At 65.6% G+C, this 23621-nt stretch carries 19 protein-coding genes; 5 read left to right on the top strand and 14 right to left on the bottom strand.

Annotated elements, in window-relative coordinates; translation table 11 throughout:
• Positions 1 to 38 precede the first annotated feature (38 nt).
• From IM543_22200 to IM543_22210, 3 genes are all read right to left on the bottom strand, one after another.
• Positions 39 to 1475 (bottom strand): peptidase, encoded by a 1437-nt coding sequence (locus tag IM543_22200; protein ID QOY94167.1) that lies wholly within the window; start codon positions 1473 to 1475, stop codon positions 39 to 41.
• Positions 1462 to 1884, bottom strand: a complete 423-nt coding sequence (locus IM543_22205; protein ID QOY94168.1) for a hypothetical protein — start codon at positions 1882 to 1884, stop codon at positions 1462 to 1464. Before IM543_22205 ends, IM543_22200 begins: the two co-directional genes overlap by 14 nt.
• Before the next feature lie 276 nt (positions 1885 to 2160).
• On the bottom strand, positions 2161 to 2637 hold the full coding sequence (locus IM543_22210; GenBank protein QOY94169.1) for a GNAT family N-acetyltransferase: 477 nt from the start codon (positions 2635 to 2637) through the stop codon (positions 2161 to 2163).
• Positions 2638 to 2815: 178 nt separating this feature from the next.
• Between IM543_22210 and IM543_22215 the strand changes: the two genes are divergently transcribed.
• The 3 genes from IM543_22215 to IM543_22225 all read left to right on the top strand — a co-directional run bounded on the left by IM543_22215 (position 2816) and on the right by IM543_22225 (position 6354).
• Positions 2816 to 4408: a response regulator gene (locus IM543_22215; GenBank protein ID QOY94170.1), complete on the top strand. Its 1593-nt coding sequence runs from the start codon at positions 2816 to 2818 to the stop codon at positions 4406 to 4408.
• Positions 4409 to 4564: 156 nt separating this feature from the next.
• Complete coding sequence (locus tag IM543_22220; protein ID QOY96814.1) at positions 4565 to 5614, top strand: histidine kinase; 1050 nt, start codon at positions 4565 to 4567, stop codon at positions 5612 to 5614.
• Complete coding sequence (locus tag IM543_22225; protein ID QOY94171.1) at positions 5611 to 6354, top strand: response regulator transcription factor; 744 nt, start codon at positions 5611 to 5613, stop codon at positions 6352 to 6354. Before IM543_22220 ends, IM543_22225 begins: the two co-directional genes overlap by 4 nt.
• A gap of 11 nt (positions 6355 to 6365) precedes the next feature.
• Here IM543_22225 and IM543_22230 read toward each other — a convergent pair whose 3' ends face one another.
• Complete coding sequence (locus IM543_22230; protein QOY96815.1) at positions 6366 to 7853, bottom strand: aldehyde dehydrogenase; 1488 nt, start codon at positions 7851 to 7853, stop codon at positions 6366 to 6368.
• A 143-nt stretch (positions 7854 to 7996) separates the two neighbouring features.
• Here IM543_22230 and IM543_22235 point away from each other — a divergent pair, with 143 nt between their 5' ends.
• A complete protein-coding gene (locus IM543_22235) occupies positions 7997 to 9460 on the top strand; it encodes a sodium:solute symporter family protein (GenBank protein QOY94172.1) in 1464 nt (487 codons plus the stop codon).
• Positions 9461 to 9557: 97 nt separating this feature from the next.
• Here IM543_22235 and IM543_22240 read toward each other — a convergent pair whose 3' ends face one another.
• The 4 genes from IM543_22240 to IM543_22255 all read right to left on the bottom strand — a co-directional run bounded on the left by IM543_22240 (position 9558) and on the right by IM543_22255 (position 15025).
• The gene (locus tag IM543_22240; protein ID QOY94173.1) at positions 9558 to 11012 is read right to left on the bottom strand and encodes an aspartate aminotransferase family protein; all 1455 of its coding nucleotides are present in this window, start codon (positions 11010 to 11012) and stop codon (positions 9558 to 9560) included.
• Positions 11013 to 11040: 28 nt separating this feature from the next.
• On the bottom strand, positions 11041 to 12411 hold the full coding sequence (locus tag IM543_22245; GenBank protein QOY94174.1) for a glutamine synthetase: 1371 nt from the start codon (positions 12409 to 12411) through the stop codon (positions 11041 to 11043).
• 131 nt (positions 12412 to 12542) lie between these two features.
• Complete coding sequence (locus tag IM543_22250) at positions 12543 to 13325, bottom strand: gamma-glutamyl-gamma-aminobutyrate hydrolase family protein (protein QOY94175.1); 783 nt, start codon at positions 13323 to 13325, stop codon at positions 12543 to 12545.
• Positions 13326 to 13660: 335 nt separating this feature from the next.
• Positions 13661 to 15025: a hypothetical protein gene (locus IM543_22255; GenBank protein QOY96816.1), complete on the bottom strand. Its 1365-nt coding sequence runs from the start codon at positions 15023 to 15025 to the stop codon at positions 13661 to 13663.
• Positions 15026 to 15355: 330 nt separating this feature from the next.
• Here IM543_22255 and IM543_22260 point away from each other — a divergent pair, with 330 nt between their 5' ends.
• Complete coding sequence (locus IM543_22260) at positions 15356 to 16966, top strand: MCP four helix bundle domain-containing protein (GenBank protein ID QOY94176.1); 1611 nt, start codon at positions 15356 to 15358, stop codon at positions 16964 to 16966.
• A gap of 42 nt (positions 16967 to 17008) precedes the next feature.
• Here IM543_22260 and IM543_22265 read toward each other — a convergent pair whose 3' ends face one another.
• The 6 genes from IM543_22265 to IM543_22290 form a co-directional block, all read right to left on the bottom strand.
• Positions 17009 to 17383, bottom strand: a complete 375-nt coding sequence (locus IM543_22265; protein QOY94177.1) for a nucleotide pyrophosphohydrolase — start codon at positions 17381 to 17383, stop codon at positions 17009 to 17011.
• The gene (gene can, locus IM543_22270; GenBank protein QOY94178.1) at positions 17355 to 18050 is read right to left on the bottom strand and encodes a carbonate dehydratase; all 696 of its coding nucleotides are present in this window, start codon (positions 18048 to 18050) and stop codon (positions 17355 to 17357) included. Before can ends, IM543_22265 begins: the two co-directional genes overlap by 29 nt.
• A 107-nt stretch (positions 18051 to 18157) precedes the next feature.
• Positions 18158 to 19291, bottom strand: coding sequence for a molecular chaperone DnaJ (gene dnaJ, locus IM543_22275; GenBank protein ID QOY94179.1), 1134 nt, complete (start codon positions 19289 to 19291; stop codon positions 18158 to 18160).
• A gap of 144 nt (positions 19292 to 19435) precedes the next feature.
• The gene (gene dnaK, locus IM543_22280) at positions 19436 to 21367 is read right to left on the bottom strand and encodes a molecular chaperone DnaK (GenBank protein ID QOY94180.1); all 1932 of its coding nucleotides are present in this window, start codon (positions 21365 to 21367) and stop codon (positions 19436 to 19438) included.
• Between the two features lie 114 nt (positions 21368 to 21481).
• Positions 21482 to 22096 carry a nucleotide exchange factor GrpE gene (grpE, locus tag IM543_22285; protein ID QOY94181.1) on the bottom strand — a complete coding sequence of 205 codons (615 nt, stop codon included), beginning with the start codon at positions 22094 to 22096 and terminating at the stop codon, positions 21482 to 21484.
• A gap of 385 nt (positions 22097 to 22481) precedes the next feature.
• The gene (locus IM543_22290; GenBank protein ID QOY94182.1) at positions 22482 to 23585 is read right to left on the bottom strand and encodes a ferrochelatase; all 1104 of its coding nucleotides are present in this window, start codon (positions 23583 to 23585) and stop codon (positions 22482 to 22484) included.
• Positions 23586 to 23621 lie beyond the last annotated feature (36 nt).

Consider the following 23621-nt stretch of genomic DNA (forward strand, 5'->3'; position numbering starts at 1 on the left):
GCGCATGCAGGCGGTTCGGGTTCGTGCGGAGGCGGCGATTACCAGCCGATGTCCTTGAACAGTTCCAGCGTCAGGTCGGTCGGCGCCGTGACCGAGTGGGTCAGGTCGGCATTGATCGACGGCTCCATCAGCTGGTTGCGGGTCGCGGTGGTGTTGTAGTGCGACACCGACGAACCCGGCTGGTAAGGATCAGGCGTGAACATCGTGATGCGGCGCTGCGCATCGGCGCCCGAGATCGCGCTCTTGGAACGCTCGAACTTGGCCACGGTACCGTTGGCATTGCCGTTCGGCTTGGTCAGGCTGGCGGCGATCAGGGCGCCGTCGGCCTGCGTCACGCGCAGCGACGGGATGGTGACCGACGGATCGGCGCCGCCCATGCCGGTGACCGGGCCCGGTGCGTTGTCGGCCACGATCACGCCGATCGCGCCGGCGTCCTGGGCGTTCTTGACCTTGACCGTGAAGCCGCAGGTGCCGCGGCTGACCAGGGCGATCTTGCGGCGCACCGCCTGGGTGTTGGCGGCGTTGAACGGCGTGCAGGCCGAGCCCGGGCTGTCCGCCTGCAGGGCGACCTGGGCGATCTGCCCGGTGAGCGGCGACTTGTCGATCGCGGGGCCGAACGCGGCTTCGCCCACCGCATACAGGTCGCCGCCCGGCGAACCGGCGCCGGCGCCGATCACGCGCAGCTGCGGCGTGGCCGTGAGCACCGACGGCACCGCCGCGGTCACGCGCGGGCCGGTCCAGGACAGGCCGGACGGCTTGAGCGACGATGCGGCACGTTCGGCATTGGTCATGTCGACCCACAGCTTGTTGGTCGTGTTGTCGAGCAGGTAGTGGTCCCAGGCCGACGGGTAGCCGGCAAGCTGGGAACCGCTGGCGCCATTGGTGAAGGTCTGGAAGCCCAGGCCGTGGCCCATTTCGTGCAGCAGGGTGGCGACGAAGTCGATGTTGCTGCCTTCGTTGGCGTCCAGGCCGAGGTAGAACGCGCTGCCGGCCAGGCAGTTCGACTTGCCCAGTTCGGAGTTGAACCTGGCGTTGATCTGCGGCCCCGGGGTATCCGAGATTTCGCTGCCGTACAGCTTGTTGGCCAGTGCGTACGAATACAGGGTGCCGGCCTTCGGCGCGCCGGGGAAGTCGGCGAACACCTGGGTGGCGCCGGCGCTGCCCAGCACGGCGCTGGTGGCGGTGCAGGACAGCGGAATGAACTGCGCGTTGATGACGATCGGCACCGAACTGGTCAGGGTGGCGCCCCAGATGTTGGCCGCGTGCTTGAACGCGATCAGGCGTTGCTCGCCGAGGGTGGTGCCGATGTTGCCGCCGACCGGCGTGGCCGGCGTCGTGTCGTTGAAGCCGACACCCGGCGCATTCAGGTTGTTGATCACGATCTGGGCAGCTGCCTGGGCCGAGCCCGACGCGCCGCATGCCAGGGCCAGGGCCGCGGCCACCAGGGTCAGGCTTGGGCGCTTATTGAACTTCATGCTGGTGCTCCTTCGATTGCGTGGACACTGGGCTGCTCAGGTTGGATTCGGCGGCGCTCTTGCCGTGGACGCATTCGCGTTCGAGCTTGCCGTCCGCGGTGCGGTGCACGACCGAGTACATGATCGACTCTTCGTCGACGTGGGCTGCCACGATGCCGTTCTGCTGCAGGCGCGCGACGCCGGTCGCCGGGGCACCGGCGGCCTGGCGCTCGGCCTTGCGTGCGGCCTGCGCAGCCTTGCGCTGCTCGTTCAATTCCTTGACTTCGGCGGCGGTGGCGTTGCGGAGCTTGCCGGTGACACGGTCCTTGGCAACGGTCTGGCCTTCCTGCCCGGCAGCGAAGGCCGAACCGGCGAGCGCCAGCGCCGCAATGGCGACGACGCTACGCAGTGTGAACACGGGAGTGTGCATGTTGTCTTGTCTCTCAGAGAAATGTACTTCGATCGGTGCATCTTTCTATCCCCGACGGTAGAGCCGGTTGGCAGGAACTATATCCTTGGAGACAATGAGACTGCTCAATAGTTGTTAAAAATATTGTATCGTTCTGCGTGTCGACATGCATATATTGTTCGGCTTCTCCTGTGAAAACACGAACTCTGACGCAGTTTTGCTGCGTTGTATTTTTCTCGCATGGGGGCCAGGCGCTTGCGAATGCGGTCGTCCGCGTGATACGGAGCGGAGCCCGGTCTACACGGACAATGTCTTGCGCATGCGCGCGTTACGCAGTGCGACACCGCGTACGACCGGGACCTGCTCGCTGTCGAGGCGAAAGCCGGCATGCCGGAAGAATGGCTGCGCAGTCAGGCTCACATCGGCACACAGTTCGCCGATCTCCAGGGACCGTGCCACCTCGTGCAGATGGCGCATCAGCGCCGCGCCGACACCCTGGCCGGCGTATTCGGCCGCCACGAAGAACTGGTCGATGTAGCCCGATGGCTGCAGGTCGGCGAAGCCGGCCGGGCGGCCGTCGACCTCGGCCACCCACGGACGGTTCGCACGGATGCGGGCGTTCCACTGCATGCGCCAGGCGGCGTCGGCGGCCGCCGGCGCCCATGCCTCGATCTGCTCGGACGTGTAGTCGCGGCTGGCCAGGCCGCGCACGGAAGACTGGAAGACGGCCAGTAATGCGTCTTCTTCGCCGCTGGCGACAGGACGGATGTGCATGGTATCGATCCCAAAACGCATGATTATCCTACGGCCGCCCCCCGGCGATGCCGGCGCCCGTCGCGGTCGCGATCCCGGCAGCGATCGGTGCTGTCATGCATACAACAATCGGGCGCTTCTGCCGTATGCGGCTTGCCAAGAAGTTGCTAAACTTCATCTACTTCAGTACGAGAACATCATGGACAAGTCCGCTGCCATCCTCATCGTCGACGATTACCTCCTGATCCGCACCCACGTGCGCCAGGTGCTGGCGGAACTCGGCTTCCTGAACGTGTTCCAGGCCGATAACGGCAAGACTGCGCAAGACCTCATGCGCAAGCAGCAGATCGACATCGTGGTCGGCGACTGGGGCATGCCGGTCATGAGCGGCATCGACCTGCTCAAGTGGATGCGCACCGATCACCGCTACACCGGCACGCCGTTCATGATGCTCACTGCGGAAGCCAACCCGCAGTCGGTGCGCACTGCGCTGCAGGCCGGCGTGAACGCGTACATGATCAAGCCCTTCACGGTGCACAGCTTCGCCTGCAAGTTCATGGGCATGCTGGGCGTGCCACTGGAGAGCGCACCCGGCCCGTTCGCGCGCCCGCATTCGGCGGCGCCCGCGCCAGCCCCGACGCCGGCGCCGGCTGCGGCCCCCGCGCCCGCCCTGCTGCCCGAATCGAACGTGATCGGCCTGGATGCGCCGATCGCCGAGCGGGTGAAAAAATCGACGGTGCTGATCGTGGACGACATCCCCACCAACATCGAGGTGCTGGCCGGCGTGCTGAAGGACGAGTATGCGATCAAGGTGGCGATCAGCGGCAGGAAGGCGCTCGAGATCGCGGATGCCTTCCACATCGACCTGATCCTGCTCGACATCATGATGCCGGTCATGGACGGCTTCGAGACCTGCCGCCGGCTGAAGGCCAATCCGAAGACGGCGCACATCCCGATCATCTTCCTGTCGGCGCGCGACGGCACCGAGGACGTGGTCGCCGGCCTGCGCCTGGGCGCGGTGGACTACGTGTCCAAGCCGGCCGATCCGACCATCCTGAAGGCGCGCCTGTCGGCGCACCTGCTGCTGGCCACCGCCATGCAGGACGTCAAGCGCCAGAACGAACTGCTGATCGAGAACGCGCGCCTGCGCGAGGACGTCGAGCGCATCACGCGCCACGACCTCAAAAGCCCGATCGCCGTGGCCCTGCACGGCAGTCAGGCGCTGCTGGCCGGCCCGCTCACGCAAGCTCAGCGCGAGCAGGCGCACATGATCGAGACCGCGGCCGAGAACGCGCTCGAGATGATCAACCGCAGCCTCGACGTCTACAAGATGGAACAAGGCAGCTACCAGCCGGCGCTGCAAGCCTTCGACCTGGGCGAGATGCTGGCCCGGGTTTGCCAGCAGATGCGCTTTGCCTTCGACGGCGACGAGGTCCAGGTCGCCTACGACAAACCGGAGGGCGTCACCTGCCTGGGTGAGCCGCTGCTGTGCTACTCGCTGTTCAACAACGTGCTGAAGAACGCGATCGAGGCCTCGCCCCCGGGCGGCCGGGTCAGCGTGGGCATCGCGCCGGGCTACGGCAAGCTGCACGTCACGATCGACAACGCCGGCGAGGTGCCGCCGGCGGCGCGCGAGCGCTTCTTCGAGAAGTACGCCCCATCGGGCAAGATCGGCGGCAACGGCCTGGGCACCTACTCGGTCCGCCTGATGGCCGAAGTGCAGGGCGGCAGCGCGAGCATGGACACCGGCCATGGCCGCACCCGGCTGACCATCACCCTGCCCTGCCCCTGAGGGGCGATCGGCGATGCGCCTCGTGGCCGGCGCCGCATTTCCGCATTCAGGATCGCGAATCCCGCAATTCGTGACATGGCCGGCCCATCCCACCCCGAGCAGGGCGATACTCGCGCCATGAACACAGCAACTTCCACACCGGTCCGCCTTTCCCTCATGTGGCGCATCTACATCGCCAGCTGGGCGATCTACGGGGTGTTCCTGTCCTTCGCAGACCAGCTGGACAGGCTCGCCGACGGCCGCTTCGACGGGCCGCGCTGGCTGCTGACCTTCGCCAGCCTGCTTCCCTCCGCCACCCTGCTGGCGCTGGCCTGGCCGCTGAGCGGCTTGTTCGAACGCCGCGGCTACCGCTTCCCCAGCATGATCGGCCTGCACATCGTGACTGCGTTTGCCTTCTCGATCGTCTCGCAGATGCCGTTCTGGATCATGTTCAGCATCGCCAGGCCGATCAGCTGGTACGTGTGGCCACTGCTCTACCACGTCATGACCTACCTGCTCGGCGCCGGCATCTTCCACCTGATCCGCGCCTACGAGGCGGCGCACCGCCAGGCGCTGGCGATGAAGGAAGCGCAGAACCTCGTGATCGCCTCGGAGCTGAGCGCCCTGCGCAACAAGCTCAATCCGCACTTCCTGTTCAACACCCTGCACTCGATCATCGCGCTCACCCAGCGCAACCCGGCCGCCGCCGAGACCGCGCTGTTCCAGTTCTCGGACATGCTGCGCTACGTGCTCGACACCGAACGCGGCGGCAGCGACCGCGTCACGCTCGATGCCGAACTCGATTTCGTGCGCGACTACCTCGAGCTGGAGCAGTTGCGCCTGGGCGAACGGCTGCACGTCGACTGGGATCTCGACCCGGACGCCGGCGACCATCCGCTGCCGGCCCTGTCGCTGCAACCGCTGGTCGAGAACAGCATCAAGCACGCCTTCAACCCGCACAGCCGGCCGGGCATCCTGTGCATCCGCACCCGGCGCGACCCCGCCAGCGGCGCATTGACCATGAGCGTGCGCGACAGCGGCCCGGGCGCCGACCCGGCGCTGATCGCCACCTCATCCGGCCTGGGCCTGCGCACCGTCGAGCGGCGCCTGCAGCTGGACTACGGCAGCCGCGCCGCGCTGCGCGTGCAGTGCGCGCCGGGCCAGGGTTTCTGCGTGTCGGTGACCATTCCCGCCCACCTGACTGCACCCGAGGAAAGCTACGCATGAACACCAAGACCGCCTTTTTCGCCGAAGACGAACCGCTGGCGCGCGACGTGCTGCGCGACGCCATCTACGGCCATCCCGGCTTGCGCCTGGTGGGCGAGGCGGCCGACGGCGCCGAAGCCCTGGTCCGGATCACGCGCCTGCGGCCCGAGGTCGTGTTCATGGACATCCAGATGCCGGAAATGAGCGGCCTGGACGTGCTGCGCCGGCTCGACTACCTGCCGCAGATCGTGTTCACCACCGCCTACGACCAGTACGCGGTGACGGCCTTCGAACTGCACGCGGTCGATTACCTGCTCAAGCCCTTCACGCAGGCGCGCTTCGCGGCGGCGGTGGCGCGCCTGCTCGACGGGACGGCCCAGGCACGGGACACGCTCGACAGCGCCCTGACGCATGCGAAGAACGGGCCCCCGGCGCGGCTGGAACGGATCCTGGTGCGCGACCGCGGCCGCATCTTCCCGCTCGCGCTCGATGAGATCGCATACATGAAGGCCGATTCCAAGTACACGGTGATCGCGGCGCGTGGCCAGACCTTCCTGGTCCGCATCGGCATCTCCGACCTGGAGGCCCAGCTCGACCCGGCGCGCTTCGTGCGCATCCACCGCTCGGCCCTGGTCAACCTCGACTTCGTCGACTCGATGCGCGCGGACGACCAGTCGCAGCTGCAGATCCACATGCGCGACGGAACGGTGCTGGGGGCGAACCGGGACGCCTCGAAAATCCTGCGCGACATGGCGATCTGAGGGCGGCCCGGTCAGCCGACCTGGATCCAGGTCGTCTTGAGTTCCGTGTACTTGTCGAAGGCATGCAGCGACTTGTCACGCCCGTTGCCCGACTGCTTGTAGCCGCCGAAGGGCACCGTGATGTCGTCGTTGTCGTACTGGTTGACGTGCACCGTGCCCGCGCGCAGGGCGCGGGAGGTGCGGATCGCCTTGCCCATGTCGGCGGTCCAGACGGCCGCCGCCAGCCCGTAGGGCGTGGCGTTGGCCTGGCGCACCGCCTCGTCCAGATCGGTAAACGAGAGCACCGACAGCACCGGGCCGAAGATTTCTTCGCGCGCGATGCGCATGCCGGGGTCGACGCCGTCGAACAGGGTCGGCTCGATGTACAGGCCGCCGCTGTCCTGGCGCGCCGCCTTGCCGCCGGCCAGCAGGCGCGCACCGGCGGCCTTGCCGTCCTCGATATAGCCGAGCACCGTCTGCATCTGGAGCGGGTCGACGATGGCCCCCATCACCGTCGCTTCATCCAGCGGGTCGCCCGGCGCATAGCGCCCCATCCGCGCCAACGCTTTTTCCAGGAAGGCGTCCTTGACCGCGGCCTCGACGAACAGGCGCGAGGGCGCGTTGCAGCTTTCGCCCTGGTTGAAGTAGATCGATCCGATCGCGCCGTCCACGGCGGCATCGAGGTCGGGACAGTCGGCGCAGACGATGTTGGCCGATTTGCCGCCCAGTTCGGTCCAGGCGCGCTTCAGGTTCGATTGCCCGGCCATCTGCAGGATCTGCTTGCCGACCCGGGTCGAGCCGGTGAAGGCGATGCAATCGACGTCCATGTGCAGGCCGAGCGCGCTGCCGACCTCGTTGCCATGGCCGGGCAGCACGTTGAACACGCCGGGCGGCACCCCCGCCTCCAGGGCCAGCTCGGCCAGGCGCAGCGCGCTCAGGGGCGCTTTCTCGGACGGTTTCAGGACCAGGCTGTTGCCGGCGGCGAGCGCCGGGCCGATCTTCCAGGCCGCCATCAGCATCGGGTAGTTCCAGGGAATGACGGCCGCCACCACGCCGACCGGCTCGCGCGTGATCAGGGCCAGGCTGTCCGCGCCGGTGGGCGCGACCTGGTCGTAGAGCTTGTCGATCGCTTCGCCGTACCAGCGGATGCAGTTCTGGGCCAGCTGCACGTCCACGCTCAGGCTGTAGCGGATCGGCTTGCCCATGTCGAGGGTTTCCAGCAGCGCCAGCTCGTCGCGGTGCGCCAGCATCAGGTCGGCGAAGCGGATCAGGACGCGCTTGCGCGCGGCGGGCGCCATGCCGGCCCAGCGGCGGTCCTCGAAGGCGGCGCGGGCGCTGGCGACGGCGGCATCGGCATCGGGCGCGTCGCAGCGCGCCACCTCGGCCAGCTTGCGGCCGTCGACCGGGGACAGGCAGTCGAAGCGGGCGCCGGCGCGGGCATCGACCCGGAATCCGTCAATGACAGCGCGGCCGTCGATGGCCAGGCTTGCGGCCCGGTCGTGCCAGGATGTGGTGGAGATGCGGCTGTCCGACATGTCAGTTTTCCTTTCCAGTTGAGCAACACTCGATGGCAAATCCTGGCAAAGTTGATCCAAGCGCCAGATCTGCCTTTATAATCGCGGATTTTCCGCCCGATAACTTTCTTCTTCCGGAATCCCACCGCATGAACACCACTTTGATCGTTTTCGTCGCGCTTTACCTGCTCGGGACGCTGGGACTCGGGATGTGGGCGGGCACGCGGATCAAGAATACCAGCGACTTCGCCGTGGCCGGCCGCAGCCTGCCCCTGATCATGGTCATCACCACCACCTTCGCGACCTGGTTCGGCGCCGAGACCGTGATGGGCGTGCCGGCCAAGTTCGTGCAGGGCGGCCTGAACGCCATCATCGAGGACCCGTTCGGGGCCGGCATGTGCCTGATCCTGGTCGGCCTGTTTTTCGCCTCGAAGCTGTATAAACTGAACCTGCTGACCATCGGCGACTATTACCGCCAGCGCTACGGCAGGGGCATCGAGGTCTTCTGCTCGGTGGCGATCATCCTCAGCTACCTGGGCTGGGTGGCGGCGCAGATCACCGCGCTGGGCCTGGTGTTCACGGTGCTCACCAATGGCGCGATGGCCCCGGCCACCGGCATGGTGATCGGCACCCTGGCCGTCCTGATCTACGTGGTGGTGGGCGGCTTCCTGGCGGTGGCGATCACCGACTTCATCCAGATGATCGTGCTGGTGGTCGGCATGACCATCATCGCCTTCTTCGCGGCCGACCTGGCCGGCGGCCCGGACAAGGTGCTGGCGATGGCGCAGCAGGCCGACCTGTGGCGCGTGCTGCCGGAGCCGAGCTTCACCGACATCATGTTCTTCATCGGCGCGGCCGTCACCATGATGTTCGGCTCGATTCCACAGCAGGACGTGTTCCAGCGCGTGATGTCGGCCAAGGATGCGCCGACCGCGCGCACCGGCGCCGTGATCGGCGGCGCCAGCTACATCCTGTTCGCCTTCGTGCCGATGTTCATCGTCGCCGCGGCGGTGGTGGTGATGGGCGGCTCGGCCATGGAGATCGCCAAGAACGACTACCAGCGCCTGCTGCCGACCTTCATCATGACCAAGATGCCCCTGGTGATGCAGATCCTGTTCTTCGGCGCCCTGCTGTCGGCGATCAAGAGCACTTCCTCGGCCACCCTGCTGGCGCCGTCGACCAGCTTCGTCGAGAACATCCTGCTGAACCTGAAGCCCGGCATGGGCGACCGCCAGAAGCTGGCCGCGATGCGCCTGACCATCGTGATCTTCGCGGCCATGGTGCTGATCTATGCGATCGCGATGGAAGGCACCTCGATCTACGAACTGGTGTCGAGCGCCTACCAGGTGACCCTGGTCGGCGCCTTCGTGCCGCTGGTGATGGGCCTGTACTGGAAGCGCGCGACCACCCAGGGCGCGATCGTGTCGATCGGCGCGGGCATCCTGGTGTGGCTCCTGTTCTTCGAAGGCGTGACCACCTGGGGCGAGCACTTCCCGGGCCAGCTGGCCGGACTGCTGGCAGCCTTTATCGGCATGTTCGCGGGCTCGCTGGCGCCGCAGGTGTTCAGGAATGGCGGTGTGCCGACCGAGCATATCGTGGGGGCGAAGGCCTGAGCCGGCACGACGCAACGGAATTGGATCCCCGCCTGCGCGGGGATGACGGTCTTTGGGGTAATGGTCGGAACCCAGGTTCACAGCGCGCCACCGGCGCTTAATCCATCCAGCCGCGCCGTACCACCTCTTCCAGCGTCAGATCCAGGCAGTACGCAATCCGCTCGAGCATCTCGTCGATCTGCGCCGTCGTGATCGACAGCGGGGGCGCGACGATCATGCGGTCGCCGACCGCGCGCATGATGACGCCGTTGTCGAACATGTGCTGGCGGCAGACCATCCCCACCGCGTGCTCCGCCGGGAAGGCTTCGCAGTCGTGCACGGTGGCCCCCTTGCGCCGCACCAGGTTCAGCCCCGCCGCCAGGCCGCAGGTCTCGGCATGGCCCACCAGCGGATGCGCTGCCAGCGCGGCGAAGCAGGCTTTCAGGTGCGGGCCGGTCTCCAGCGCCACGCGCTCGACCAGGCCTTCGGTCTCGATGATGCGCAGGTTCTCCAGCGCCGCCGCGCAGGCGGCCGGGTGGCCCGAATAAGTGAAGCCGTGGTTGAAGTCGCCGCCCTTGTCGATCAGGGTGTGCGCCACGCGCCCGCCCACCAGCACCCCGCCCAGCGGCACGTAGCCCGAGGTGACGCCCTTGGCGAAGGCGATCAGGTCGGGCTGGAAGCCCATCAGCTCGCAGCCGAACCAGTTGCCCAGGCGCCCGAAGCCGCAGATCACTTCGTCGGACACCAGCAGGATGTCGTACTTGTTGCAGATGCGCTGGATTTCCGGCCAATAGGTCCCAGGCGGGATGATGACGCCGCCCGCGCCCTGCACCGGCTCGCCGATGAAGGCCGCCACCCGCTCCGGGCCGACTTCGAGGATCTTCGCTTCCAGCCAGCCGGCGGCCAGCAGGCCGAACTCGGCTTCGCTCATGCCGCGCCCGCTTTCCGCATAATGCGGCTGGCCGATATGGACGATGCCGGGAATCGGCAAGCCGCCCTGCGCGTGCATGCCCGCCATGCCGCCCAGCGAGGCCCCGGCCATGGTACTGCCGTGGTAGGCGTTGTGGCGGCTGATGATCACGTCGCGGCCGGGCTGCCCGGCCAGCTGCCAGTAGCGCCGCACCATGCGCACGATGGTGTCGTTCGCTTCCGAGCCGCTGCCGGTGAAGAACACGTGCTGGAACTGCGGCGGCGCGAGCCGCGCCAGCAGTGTCGCCAGCTTCACCGCCGGCACGTTGGTGGTGTTGAAGAAGCTGTTATAGAAGGGCAGCTGCAGCATCTGGGCATGCACCGCGTCGGCGATGCTGGCGCGACCGTAGCCCGCGTTCACGCACCACAGGCCGGCCATGCCGTCGATGATTTTCTTGCCTTCCGAATCCCACAGGTAGACGCCGTCGGCGCGTACGATCACGCGCGCGCCGCGCTCCCTCAGCGCGGCATGGTCGGTGAACGGGTGCAGGAAGTGCGCGCTGTCGAGCCGCTGCAGTTCCTGGGTGTCATAGCTTTCCTGATGGGTCTGTTGTGCCTCGGGTGCGGTGACGCGCAACGAGGCGACCGGGGTATTGGTGGTCATGACTGGCTCCCATGTATGTGGACCCCAGTCAGACGTGCAGCAGCAGGTGCTCGCGCTCCCACGGACTGATGACACGCATGAATTCCTGGTGCTCGAGGTCCTTTACTGCAGAGTACACGTCAATGAAGCGTTCGCCAAGGACCTCGCGCAGGCGGTCTTCGCGGCGCAACAGGGTGATGGCCTCGGACAGGCCCTGCGGCAGCTCCACCGGCATGTCGTAGGCGCTGACGTCGACCATCTCGCCCGGCTCGACCGCGTCCAGCATGCCCAGGTAGCCGCAGGCCAGCGTGACGGCCAGCGCAAGATAGGGATTGGCGTCGGCGCCGATCACGCGGTTCTCGACGCGCCGGTCCTGCGCGCCCGACACCGGCACCCGGAAGCCCACCGTGCGGTTGTCCATGCCCCACTGCAGGTTGATCGGCGCGGCCGAATGGCGCACGATGCGGCGGTAGGAATTGACATAAGGCGCGATGATCGCCATCGCCGATGGCATGTAGCGCTGCAGGCCGCCGATGTAGTGGCGGAAGGCCGGCGCCGCGGTGCCGTCGGGGTTGCTGAAGATATTGCGGCCGCTCTTCGCGTCGACCACGCTCTGGTGCACGTGCATCGCCGAGCCGGGTTCGTCGGCCATGGGCTTGGCCATGAAGGTGGCGTACATCTCGTGCTTGAGCGCGGCCTCGCGCAGGGTGCGCTTGAAGTAAAACACCTTGTCGGCCAGGCTGAGCGGGTCGCCATGCAGGAAGTTGATCTCCATCTGGCCGGCGCCGATCTCGTGGATGAGCGTATCGACGTCGAGGTTCATCATCTCGCAGTAGTCGTAGATGTCCTCGAACAGCGGGTCGAATTCGTTGACGGCGTCGATGCTGTAGACCTGGCGGCTGGTCTCGGCGCGGCCGCTGCGGCCCACCGGCGAGGACAGCGGCAGGTTGGGATCGATGTTCTTGGCGGTGAGGTAGAACTCGAGTTCCGGCGCCACCACCGGTGTCCAGCCGCGTTCGGCATAGAGCCCGAGCACGCGGCGCAGCACGCTGCGCGGCGCGTAGTCGACCAGGCTGCCGTCCGAGAAGTAGCAGTCGTGGATGACCTGGGCGGTGGGATCGACCGCCCAGGGCACCATGGTGATGGTGGTGGGGTCGGCCTTGAGGATCATGTCGCGGTCGGTGGCCGCGATGGCGCGGTTATAGGATTCGTCGCGCTCGGGCGTATTGCCGGTGACCGTCATGCCCAGCACCACTTCGGGGATGCGCATGCCGCGGTCTTCGGTGAACTTGGCGCGGGGCAGGATCTTTCCACGGGCAACGCCGGTCAGGTCGGGGACCAGGCACTCGATTTCGGTGGCCCGCTTTGCGTTGAGCCACTCCTCCATGTCGGTGTAAGAAAAATTGTCGCGGATTGCCATGATTGCCTCACTGTCTGTGTCGATATCGGGCGCAAGACCGGCGACGGCCGGCGGCGCTGCTCACTTCAGGCAGGGAAGCTAGGGAACCGCACTGGTCACCCAGTAATAGGCCATCCCGGGGGTGTACGTGTTCATGCACTGCTCCGCAGCCGGGTGTGCAGTTGGGCCTGTTTTTGCGCCTGGTATTCGCGGCAGGCCTTGCCGAAGGCGCCGAACATCTTCATCGAATACGGGTTGTGCTGGATGCGCCACTCGGGGTGCCACTGCACCGCCAGCGCGAAGCCGGGCGCGGCAGGCACCGAGAAGGCTTCGACCAGCCCATCTTCCGCGACTGCTTCGACGCGCAAGCCGGGGGCGAGCTCGTTGACGCCCTGGCCGTGCAGCGAGTTCACCGGAATCTCGGACTGCCCCAGCATGGCCTCGAGGCAGCCGCCGGGACAGAGTGTGACGTTGTGGGCGTCGCCGTACTGCTCGTCCATGCCGAGTTCGGGATTCTCGCGGTGGTCGAACTTGCCGGCCACGGTCTGCACCGCCTGGTGCAGGCTGCCGCCAAGGGCCACGTTCATCTCCTGGAAGCCGCGGCAGATCGCGATGATCGGGATGCCGCGCTTGACCGCCTCGCGGACCAGGGGCAGCGTGGTCAGGTCGCGCGCCGGGTCCTGCGGCAGCGACGGGTCGAGCACTTCCTCGGAATAGTAGCTGGGGTGCACGTTCGAGGCCGAGCCGGTCAGCATGATGCCGTCGCACAGGGCCAGCACCGTTTCCAGGTCGAGCGCTTCGCCCAGCGAGGGCAGGATCATGGGCGCACAATCGGCGCCGAGGTCGACGGCGTCGACATACTTGTACTGGGCCGCGTGATAAGGATGTTCGCCGAAATCACGCGTGCACGCGGGGACGATGACGATGGGGCGCATGGTCTCTACCTTGTCGTGAAGCGCACGAACCGATGATAGGAGCATTCTGGTTCGGGCGCGAGTGGCCAATGATGTAGATCAGCTGCACAGTGAATCCATGCAAAGTCAACTGCGCCAGATCAATGGCGCGGCCGGAATGTGTTTCCTTCCTGCTAATCTGCCGAGGGCGAGCGCCTACCTACCGGATAGGGTCTCGAAAAATCCCATAGCAAAAGCTTAACGGTAACTCGGGAAGCATGCCAACACGTTAAGGCAGGCGCATGCGGTGAAATATTATTTCATACCAGCTAGCTCCATGAAATTTTATTTCACCGCAGAAATCAATGCCGGCGTCCTCAGTGCGGTTTCAGCGTGGCCAGGGCCGCCTCCAGCACGGTATCGCGGCCGCGGCGCAGGTCGGCCACGGTCGGCGCTGCCCTGACGGTCGGCTGGATGCCGTGGCCGACCCAGGCGCGCCCGTCCGGGTAGGTATCGGCCTTGGTGCAGATGCGCGCCATGCCGCCGCCCGGCAGTTGCACGAGCAGCGGCTGGCCGGTGCTGCCGCCGGTTGCCGCGCCGACGATCGGACCGCGGTGCATGCCCTCATAGGCCACCATGAAGTCTTCCGCCGCCGAATACGTGCCGGCGGAGGTCAGGACCGCCACCGGCCCGCGGAAGTGGCGCTTGCCGTCGGGCTGGTGCTCACGGGCCTCGCCGTCGAAGTCCGGCATCGGCCGCTTCCAGGCGCGGTAGGTCGGGAGGTACTGGCGGGTCGACCATTTGCTGGTGGCGAAAGGCTTGTCGGTCAGCGCCGCCAGCACGCGGTAGCCTTCGCTGGAATTGCCGCCGCCGTTGTTGCGCAGGTCGATGACCAGGGCCGCGCTCGACGCGATCTGCCCGAAGGCGGCCAGGAAGCCGTCGGCGGCCTTGCTGTCGCCGAAGCCGTTCAGCGCCACATAGGCCACATTGCCCGGCAGCTTGCGCAGCTCGAAGGGCTGGCGGCGCGCGGCGACCGCCTGGCCGAAGCTCGCCCAGTCGACGCGGCGCACCTCGGCCTCGAAGGCCCGGCCCCGGGCGTCGCGCAGGCCCAGGCGCGGCGCCTTGTCGACCGACCCCATCAGGAACTGGAATCCGTACACGCGTTGTTCCAGGTCTTGCGGGGTGGAGGCGCTCACATAGGGTGCGACCGCGCGTTCGGCATAGGCAATGGCCGGCTCGCCGTCCACCGCGACGATCTCGACGCCGGGGGCCACGCCGCGCGCCAGCAGCGCCGGATCGAATACCTCGCGCACCAGCACCCTGCCCTCGACCAGGTGGGTCGTCAGGAGCGGGCGCGCCATCGCGCTGTCGCGCAGTTCCTGGCCTGGATAGACGTTGGTGTGGCCGTCCTGCAGCTTCGCGCACAGTGCCATCAGCACCCGGTAGTACTCGGCGGTGGACGTGGTGGCGCGCACCTTCGGGATGGTCTCGAGGTAGAGCCGGTCCCAGTCGAGCGCCTTGAGCTTGTCGACGTAGACGAAGTTGTACTTCACTTCGGACCAGAACTTCGACAGCCCGGCGATCTTTTCGTCTTCGCTCAGGTTCTCGCGGTAGGGCGAGGCGAGCGCGGGCGAGTCGAACAGGCGCGCTTCGAAGTCGGCGCTGCCCGGCGTGACGTCTTGGGCGCAGGCGGCGCCGGACAGGGCCGCGAGGGCCGCGGCTGCCAGGATCGTGGTCGAGATAGTGCGATGTAGCATGGATTCTTCCTTGTTATCTGAGTGTCCAGATTCTACGAACAAGCGCACTGTTTAAAAAAGTCGCATGCGATAGTCGGCAGAAAAACCGGGACAGGCTGCACGAAACACGCCCGCCCTCCCCTGAGACCACCTGTTGTTCAATTTCTACAGGGAAACAGGTGTTGCTTGCAGCGTAGGATTAGTCCTACTAAACTGGTCAACTATTTACCAGTTTTACTTGCCGCGATGCTCGCGACTACGTAAAGGCTTGCGCAAGCCTGGTGCAGAGGATGCACCCGTATTTCCGCGTCCCCACCGGTTTCCCACGAGAGACAAATGAAAAATCTAAACATTGGCCAGCGTCTGGCCTTCGGCTTTGGCATCCTGCTGGCGATCCTGGTCGTCATCCTTGGCATGGGCCTGTACAACATGTCAACCTTGAACACGCTGATCGCAAAAGTGGTCGACGTGAATAATGTGCGTCTCGACAGCGCGAACGACATGCGCGATGCGCAGCGCCGCATTGCGATTGGCGTACGCGACCTCATCCTGACAACCGATCAAGCCGGCATCGCCGCCACGGACAAGCGCATCGAGGCCGCATGGAAGGACTACGACAGCGCCGCCACCCTGCTCGAGCAGATGGTGACCCGGGCCGAAACCAAGGCCGTGCTGGCGCGCATCGGCAGCACGCGCGCGACCGCTTCCGCGTTGATCGATCAAACCAGGGAGTTGGGACGTGCAAACAGCGCCGAGGAAGGCCATGTCCTGCTGGTATCGAAGGTCATCCCGGCCGCCGCTGCCTGGCAAGACGCGATCGCCGAAGTGATCCAGATCCAGAAATCGCGCAACCAGGAAGACCATGCGGCAGCCCAGCAACAGTATGAACAGGCGCGCCTGTGGCTGAGCGCCGTGGGCGTGGCCGCGCTGCTGGTGGCGGCAGCCACCGGCTGGGCCATCACGCGTTCGATCACCAGGCCGATAACGCGCGCCGTCGAGGTGGCGCGCACCGTGGCGGCAGGCGACCTGACCAGCAACATCGAGGTCAGCTCGACCGACGAAACCGGGCAATTGCTGGCTGCCCTGAAGGAAATGAATACCAGCCTGCGCAAGATCGTCGGCCAGGTACGCAGCGGCACCGATACGATCACGACCGCGTCGTCCGAAATCGCAATGGGCAACCTCGATCTGTCCGCGCGCACCGAACAGCAGGCCGGCTCCCTGGAGGAAACCGCCTCCTCGATGGAAGAACTGACCAGCACCGTGCGCCAGAATGCCGACAATGCGCAGCAGGCCAATCAGATGGCGATGACGGCATCGGATGTGGCCAAACGCGGCGGCACGGTGATTGCCGATGTCGTGACCACGATGGCCGCGATCAAGGAATCCGCGGACCAGATCGTCGACATCATCGGTGTCATCGACGGCATTGCCTTCCAGACCAACATCCTCGCCCTGAACGCGGCGGTGGAAGCAGCCCGGGCCGGAGAGCAGGGCCGCGGTTTCGCGGTGGTGGCCTCCGAGGTGCGTACGCTCGCCCAGCGCTCGGCCAACGCGGCAAAGGAGATCAAGGCGCTGATCGACACCTCGGTGGCGAATGTCGGCGAAGGCAGCCGCCAGGTCGCCCAGGCGGGATCGACGATGGACGAGATCGTCACCAGCGTGGCGCGCGTGACCGACATCATGGGCGAGATCACGATGGCCAGCCGCGAGCAGGAAACCGGCATCGGCCAGATCAACCAGGCCGTCAGCGAAATGGATACGGTGACGCAGCAGAACGCGGCGCTGGTGGAAGAAGCGGCGGCGGCGGCGCAATCGCTGCAGGAGCAGGCAATCGGCCTGGCGGATGTGGTGAGCGTGTTCCGCCTCGACAGCGGCGCGGGGAAGACGCGCCAGCCTGACCCCGACATGCGGCAAGCGCCACGCGCCGCGCTGGCGCTGGCATAGAAACACCTTCACGCCAGGCGCTCAGCGCGCACCGGCGCCAGGCTACTTCTTGTACTGGTCGTATTTCCTGGCGTCGCCGCGCACCTGCTCGGCCGGATACTTCGCGCGGTTGAGCACCATCTTCTCCTGCACCGCGGCGAACAGGTCGACGTCGAGCTTGTCGGCCAGGCGCACCAGGTAGACCAGCACGTCGGCCATCTCGTGCCTGACCTCGAGGCGCCTGGCTTCGCCAAGCTCCTCGGGCCGGCCATGCTGCAGCCACTGGAAGTGCTCGAGCAGCTCGGCCGCCTCGACGCTCAGGGCCGAGGCCAGGTTCTTGGGGGTGTGGAACTGGTCCCAGTCGCGCTCGTCCACGAAGGCGCGGACGATTTCGCGCAACCGGGCCAGATCACTGTCCGCGGCGCTCTTCGCGGACATGTTCCCCATCCAGGTAACCTTGCAGCACGCGCGCGTGCTTCGGGGCGATCTCGTCGAAGCTGCTGACGGTGATGCCGAGGTCGCGCAGCAGGCCGTCGTGCACGCCGTAGACCCAGCTGTGGATGGTCAGCGGCTGGCCGCGTTCCCAGGCGTCGCGCACGATGGTGGTCTGCGCCACGTTGATCACCTGCTCGGCCACGTTCAGCTCCACCAGGCGGTTCACCGCCTGGCGGCCGACCACGTTGCCGAGGTACTTGCCGTGCTTGTCGCGCACGTCGCGCACGTGGCCGAGCCAGTTGTCGGCCATGCCCACGCGCGCGCCGGTCAGGGCCGCGCCCACGCCCGAGCAGCCGTAGTGGCCGCAGATGATGATGTGCTTGACCTTCAGCACGTCGATCGCGAACTGCAGCACGCTCAGGCAGTTCAGGTCGGAGTGCACCACCACGTTGGCGATGTTCCGGTGCACGAACAGTTCGCCCGGCGCCATTCCCAGCAGTTCGTTGGCCGGCACGCGGCTGTCGGAGCAGCCGATCCACAGGTATTCCGGGGCCTGCTGTTCCGACAGCGCCTTGAAGAAGTTCGGGTCTTCGGCCACCATCGAGGCGGCCCATGCGCGGTTGCGTGCGAAGAGGTCTTCCGCGCTCACACCGTTGGTCTTGTTATCCATTGTTTTTTCCCTGGTTGATGCGTGCTGAATGGGCAGCAGTATACCAGCAGGGCGAAAAAAAACCGCTGCCGGCTTACGCCAGGCAGCGGTTTTCCCGAGGCGGCTTCTTATTCGAAGAAGTCCTTGACCTTGTCCATCCAGCCCTTGCTCTGCGGGCTGTGCTTGGCCCCGCCCTCGCTGGTCGAGCGCTCGAACTCGCGCAGCAGTTCCTTCTGCTTGTCGGTCAGCTTGACCGGGGTTTCGACGATCACATGGCAGAACAGGTCGCCGGTGTAGCCCGAACGAACGCCCTTGATGCCCTTGCCCTTGAGGCGGAAGGTCTTGCCGGTCTGGGTGCCTTCCGGCACCGTGAACGACACCTTGCCGGTCAGCGTCGGCACCTCGATCTCGCCGCCCAGCGCAGCCTTGGCGAAGGAGATCGGCATTTCGCAATGCAGGTCGTCGCCCTCGCGCTGGAATACCTGGTGCGGCTTGATGTGGATCTCCACATACAGGTCGCCCGGCGGCCCGCCATTGGTGCCCGGCTCGCCGTTGCCGGACGAGCGGATCCGCATGCCGTTGTCGATACCGGCCGGGATCTTCACTTCCAGCGTCTTGTTGCGCTTGATGCGTCCGGCGCCGCCGCAGGCTGCGCACGGTTCCGGGATGATCTTGCCGCTGCCGTGGCACTTCGGGCAGGTCTGCTGGATGCTGAAGAAGCCCTGCTGCATGCGCACCTGGCCGTGGCCCGCGCAGGTGGTGCAGGTCACCGGCGAGGTGCCCGGCTTGGCGCCGCTGCCGTGGCAGGTGTCGCACTTGTCCCAGCTCGGCACGCGGATGGTGGTGTCGTAGCCGTGCGCTGCCTGCTCCAGGGTGATCTCGAGGTTGTAGCGCAGGTCGGCGCCGCGGTAGACCTGGGGTCCGCCGCCGCGGCCACCGCGGCCGCCGCCGCCGAAGATATCGCCGAAGATGTCGCCGAAGGCGTCGCCGAAACCGCCGGCGCCACCGCCGAAGCCGCCGCCGCCGCCCATGTTCGGATCGACGCCGGCATGACCGTAGCGGTCATAAGCCTCGCGCTTCTCCGGATTGGTCAGCATCTCGTAGGCTTCCTTGACCTCCTTGAACTTTTCTTCCGCTTCCTTGTTGTCGGGATTACGGTCAGGATGGTATTTCATCGCAAGCTTGCGATAGGCCTTCTTGATGTCGTCTTCCGACGCATTCTTCGCGACCCCGAGGATCTCGTAAAAATCACGCTTTGCCATTGGCGGCACCTTGCTTGTTATGTCTGGTAAAACGGGTTATGCAGTAAATGCAGCAAAAAAACCGAGCCGGGGAACCATACGGTCGCAGCGGCTCGGCGGGCCCCGTGGTGCGGGACAGGTTTCAAAGCCCTGCCCCGCCGGAGATTACTTCGCGTCTTTCACTTCCTTGAAGTCGGCGTCCACCACGTCGTCCTGCTGCGGCTGCGATTCGCTACCTGCCTGCTGGCCGCCGGCTGCGCCAGCCTGCTGTGCCTGCATGTCGGCGTACATCTTCTCGCCCAGTTTCTGGGCCGCTTCCGACAGGGCTGCCGTCTTGGCGTCGATGTCCGACTTGTCGCCGCTCTTGAGCGCGCCTTCGAGGTCGGCGATCGCCGCTTCGATCTTTTCCTTCTCGCCGGCTTCCAGCTTGTCGCCGTACTCGGTCAGGGACTTGCGGGTCGAGTGCACCAGCGCGTCGCCCTGGTTACGGGCTTCGGCCAGTTCCTTGACCTTCTTGTCTTCTTCCGCGTTCAGCTCGGCATCCTTCACCATCTTCTGGATTTCTTCTTCCGACAGGCCCGAGTTGGCCTTGATGGTGATCTTGTTTTCCTTGCCGGTGGCCTTGTCCTTGGCGCCCACGTGCAGGATGCCGTTGGCGTCGATGTCGAAGGTCACTTCGATCTGCGGGGTGCCGCGCGGCGACGGCGGGATGCCTTCGAGGTTGAACTCGCCCAGGCTCTTGTTGCCCGCAGCGATCTCACGCTCGCCCTGGTAGACCTTGATGGTCACGGCCGGCTGGTTGTCGTCGGCGGTCGAGAACACCTGCGAGAACTTGGTCGGGATCGTGGTGTTCTTGTGGATCATCTTGGTCATCACGCCGCCCAGGGTTTCGATGCCCAGCGACAGCGGGGTCACGTCCAGCAGCAGCAGGTCCTTGCGCTCGCCCGACAGGACCGAGCCCTGGATCGCGGCGCCGACAGCGACGGCCTCGTCCGGGTTGACGTCCTTGCGCGGGTCCTTGCCGAAGAACTCCTTGACCTTTTCCTGCACCTTCGGCATGCGGGTCATGCCGCCGACCAGGATGATGTCGTCGATGTCCGAGACCTTGACGCCGGCGTCCTTGATCGCGACGCGGCATGGCTCGATGGTCTTGGCGATCAGTTCCTCGACCAGCGATTCCAGCTTGGCGCGGGTCATCTTCAGGTTCAGGTGGACCGGCGCGCCGTTCGCCATCGCGATGTACGGCTCGTTGATCTCGGTCTGCTGCGAGGACGACAGCTCGATCTTGGCGCGCTCGGCCGAGGCCTTGATGCGCTGCAGGGCGATCGGGTCCTTCGACAGGTCGAGGCCGTTGATCTTCTTGAACTCGTCGATGATGTAGTCGATCACGCGCTGGTCGAAGTCTTCGCCGCCCAGGAAGGTGTCGCCGTTGGTCGACAGCACTTCGAACTGCTTCTCGCCGTCGACGTCCGCGATCTCGATGATCGACACGTCGAAGGTGCCGCCGCCGAGGTCGTACACGGCGATCTTGCGGTCGCCCTTGTCGGTCTTGTCCAGGCCGAATGCCAGCGCGGCCGCGGTCGGCTCGTTGATGATGCGCTTGACGTCCAGGCCGGCGATGCGGCCGGCGTCCTTGGTCGCCTGGCGCTGCGAGTCGTTGAAGTAGGCCGGCACGGTGATGACCGCTTCGGTCACTTCTTCGCCGAGGTAGTCTTCGGCGGTCTTCTTCATCTTGCGCAGCACTTCAGCCGAGATCTGCGGCGGCGCCAGCTTCTTGTCGCGCACGCCGACCCATGCGTCGCCGTTGTCGGCGCCCATGATCTGGTAAGGCATCAGGGAGATGTCCTTCTGGACTTCCTTTTCCTGGAACTTGCGGCCGATCAGGCGCTTCACCGCGAACAGGGTGTTCTTCGGGTTGGTGACTGCCTGGCGCTTGGCCGGCGCGCCGACCAGGATCTCGCCGTCTTCCTGGTAAGCGATGATCGACGGCGTGGTGCGCGCGCCTTCAGCGTTCTCGATGACCTTTGGCTGGCCATTTTCCATGATCGCGACGCAGGAGTTGGTGGTCCCCAGGTCGATACCGATGATCTTGCCCATGTTGTTTTCCTTTTAAATACTGTAGTTTCGGATGGATTCAATATTGGGAATAACTGCGTGCTTTCAAGGGGGATGGCGTTCAGCTCATCCAGCGCCGCAGGTCCTGCTCCTGCTTTACTTCGGCGCTGCTGCCGTCACGATGGCCGGACGCAGCAGGCGGTCGGCGATCATGTAGCCCTTTTGCAGCACGGCGACCACGGTATTGGCCTCCTGCTCGGACGGCACCACGGCCACGGCCTGGTGCTTGTTCGGGTCGAGTTTCTCGCCCGGCTGCGGCATCACTTCGACCAGGCGGTTCTTTTCGAACGCAGCGGTCAATTGCTTGAGCGTCATTTCCACGCCTTCGCGGATGGCTTCGACGGTCTGGGTTTCGACTTTGAGGGCCATTTCCAGGCTGTCGCGCACCGGCACCATCGCCTCGGCGAAGCTTTCGATGGCAAATTTATGCGCCTTGGTCACGTCTTCCTGGGCGCGGCGGCGGATGTTTTCGGCGTCGGCTTTCGCGCGCATGAAAGCATCGTGGGTTTCGGCCAGCTTGGCCTCGGTCGCGCTCAGCTGGGCTTCCAGGTCCGACTGGGCCGACATCTCGGCGGCGGCCGGTGGGACGCCTGCCTGGCCGGCGCCGGCTTGTGCAGCCTCGGCGGCGGTGGCGGCATCAGCCTGTGGCGCTGCATTTCCCTGCGCCGACGCCTTGGCGTCGGCCAGCTCTTGGTTTTCTTGGTCTTGCATCGAAAAAACTCCTAGAATCAAGGACTTGGCTGAATTGGTACGTGTCCTGCCTGACACACAGGTCCCCTACATGGGGTGATGTCCTACATTTTCAAGGGCATTTCCTGGTCAGCCCATGAAAAAGTGGAAATCATTTGTTACAAGATTTACGGTTTTCCTGAATCATTTCTCAAAGAAAAGTTTTAATCTTCCTGTCAAGCTTGCGGTGGAACCGCACCTACCGGGGATGAGAAATCATGAGACTTCAACTGATCAGTGGCGCCATCGTGCTGTACACCTGCGCGGTGCTGGCATGGCTGGCCTACGTCGGCATCGGCGCCACGCCCTGGCATTGACGGGGTAACCGCTTATTTTAGCAGCTTGGCAAGCTGCACCCGACCGCCGTTCAGGCGCCGAGCTGGGCCGCGTGCTGGGCGCCGACCTGGGCATCGCGGCGCTGCGCCGCTTTCTGGGCCGGGGTCAGGATGGTCGGCCAGCCGATCAGGTGCTGTTCGGCGATCTCGGCCATGCCGGTAATCCAGCCCGGCGACGCGTTCAGGCAGGGAATGTAGTGGTATTCCTTGCCCCCGGCGGCTTCGAAGTCGTGCCGCACTTCCATATTGATCTCTTCCAGGGTTTCCAGGCAGTCGCTGGTGAAACCGGGGCAGATCACGTCGATCCGCTCGATCCCCTGGCGCGCCAGCTCCTGCACCGTCGGCGCGGTATAGGGCTGCAGCCATTCGGCCTTGCCGAAGCGCGACTGGAAGGTAACGATGTATTCGTCGGCGCCCATGCCCAGGGCCACGGCCAGCAGGCGCGCGGTCTTCTGGCATTCGCAGAAATACGGATCGCCCAGCATCAGGGTGCGCTTGGGGGTGCCGTGGAAGCTCATCACCAGCTTCTGGCCGCGGCCATGCGTTTCCCAATACGACTCGACCTGGGCCCGCAGCGCCTCGATGTAGCCTTCGTGATCGTGGTAGTGGCGCACCAGGCGCAGCTCGGGAATGTTACGCACCCGGGCATAGTGGGCATACACGGCATCCCACACCGAGGCGGTGGTGGTGCCGGAATACTGCGGGTAGGCCGGCAGCACCACGATGCGCTGGCAGTGCTCGGCCTGCAGGCGGTCCAGCACCTCGGGCAGCGAGGGCGAGCCGTAACGCATCGCCATCTCCACCTTCACGCCCTCGTGGCCGCGCTCGGCCAGCGCCTTTTCCAGCAGCGCCGCCTGCTTCCCGGTATGCACCTTGAGCGGCGAGCCGTCCTTGGTCCAGATCGTGCGGTACTTGGCCGCCGATTTACCGGAGCGGAACGGCAGGATAATCAGGTTCAGGATGCACCACCAGATCGCGGCCGGAATCTCGACCACGCGCGGATCGGACAGGAACTGCTTCAGGTAGCGGCGCACCGCCTTGCGGCTCGGCTCGTCCGGCGTGCCCAGGTTGACCAGCACGATGGCGCTGGAAGGCACGGTACCGTGCGTGAAAGGCGGTTCTTTTCTGAAGGGCATGGGCGCAGATGGTTGAAGGGACGCCCGCTATTATAA

Origin of the sequence: Massilia sp. UMI-21, from assembly GCA_015277795.1 — a bacterium.
GTDB lineage: Bacteria > Pseudomonadota > Gammaproteobacteria > Burkholderiales > Burkholderiaceae_D > Telluria.

What these genes read in the sequence shown, in the direction of transcription:
- IM543_22245 (QOY94174.1), bottom strand. Translation starts at nt 12,411, where the DNA reads ATGGCAATCCGCGACAATTTTTCTTACACCGACATGGAGGAGTGGCTC.
- IM543_22210 (QOY94169.1), bottom strand. Translation starts at nt 2,637, where the DNA reads ATGCACATCCGTCCTGTCGCCAGCGGCGAAGAAGACGCATTACTGGCC.
- IM543_22215 (QOY94170.1), top strand. Translation starts at nt 2,816, where the DNA reads ATGGACAAGTCCGCTGCCATCCTCATCGTCGACGATTACCTCCTGATC.
- IM543_22250 (QOY94175.1), bottom strand. Translation starts at nt 13,325, where the DNA reads ATGCGCCCCATCGTCATCGTCCCCGCGTGCACGCGTGATTTCGGCGAA.
- grpE (QOY94181.1), bottom strand. Translation starts at nt 22,096, where the DNA reads ATGCAAGACCAAGAAAACCAAGAGCTGGCCGACGCCAAGGCGTCGGCG.
- can (QOY94178.1), bottom strand. Translation starts at nt 18,050, where the DNA reads ATGGATAACAAGACCAACGGTGTGAGCGCGGAAGACCTCTTCGCACGC.
- IM543_22240 (QOY94173.1), bottom strand. Translation starts at nt 11,012, where the DNA reads ATGACCACCAATACCCCGGTCGCCTCGTTGCGCGTCACCGCACCCGAG.
- IM543_22235 (QOY94172.1), top strand. Translation starts at nt 7,997, where the DNA reads ATGAACACCACTTTGATCGTTTTCGTCGCGCTTTACCTGCTCGGGACG.
- IM543_22260 (QOY94176.1), top strand. Translation starts at nt 15,356, where the DNA reads ATGAAAAATCTAAACATTGGCCAGCGTCTGGCCTTCGGCTTTGGCATC.
- IM543_22225 (QOY94171.1), top strand. Translation starts at nt 5,611, where the DNA reads ATGAACACCAAGACCGCCTTTTTCGCCGAAGACGAACCGCTGGCGCGC.
- dnaK (QOY94180.1), bottom strand. Translation starts at nt 21,367, where the DNA reads ATGGGCAAGATCATCGGTATCGACCTGGGGACCACCAACTCCTGCGTC.
- IM543_22205 (QOY94168.1), bottom strand. Translation starts at nt 1,884, where the DNA reads ATGCACACTCCCGTGTTCACACTGCGTAGCGTCGTCGCCATTGCGGCG.
- IM543_22220 (QOY96814.1), top strand. Translation starts at nt 4,565, where the DNA reads ATGTGGCGCATCTACATCGCCAGCTGGGCGATCTACGGGGTGTTCCTG.
- dnaJ (QOY94179.1), bottom strand. Translation starts at nt 19,291, where the DNA reads ATGGCAAAGCGTGATTTTTACGAGATCCTCGGGGTCGCGAAGAATGCG.
- IM543_22200 (QOY94167.1), bottom strand. Translation starts at nt 1,475, where the DNA reads ATGAAGTTCAATAAGCGCCCAAGCCTGACCCTGGTGGCCGCGGCCCTG.
- IM543_22290 (QOY94182.1), bottom strand. Translation starts at nt 23,585, where the DNA reads ATGCCCTTCAGAAAAGAACCGCCTTTCACGCACGGTACCGTGCCTTCC.
- IM543_22265 (QOY94177.1), bottom strand. Translation starts at nt 17,383, where the DNA reads ATGTCCGCGAAGAGCGCCGCGGACAGTGATCTGGCCCGGTTGCGCGAA.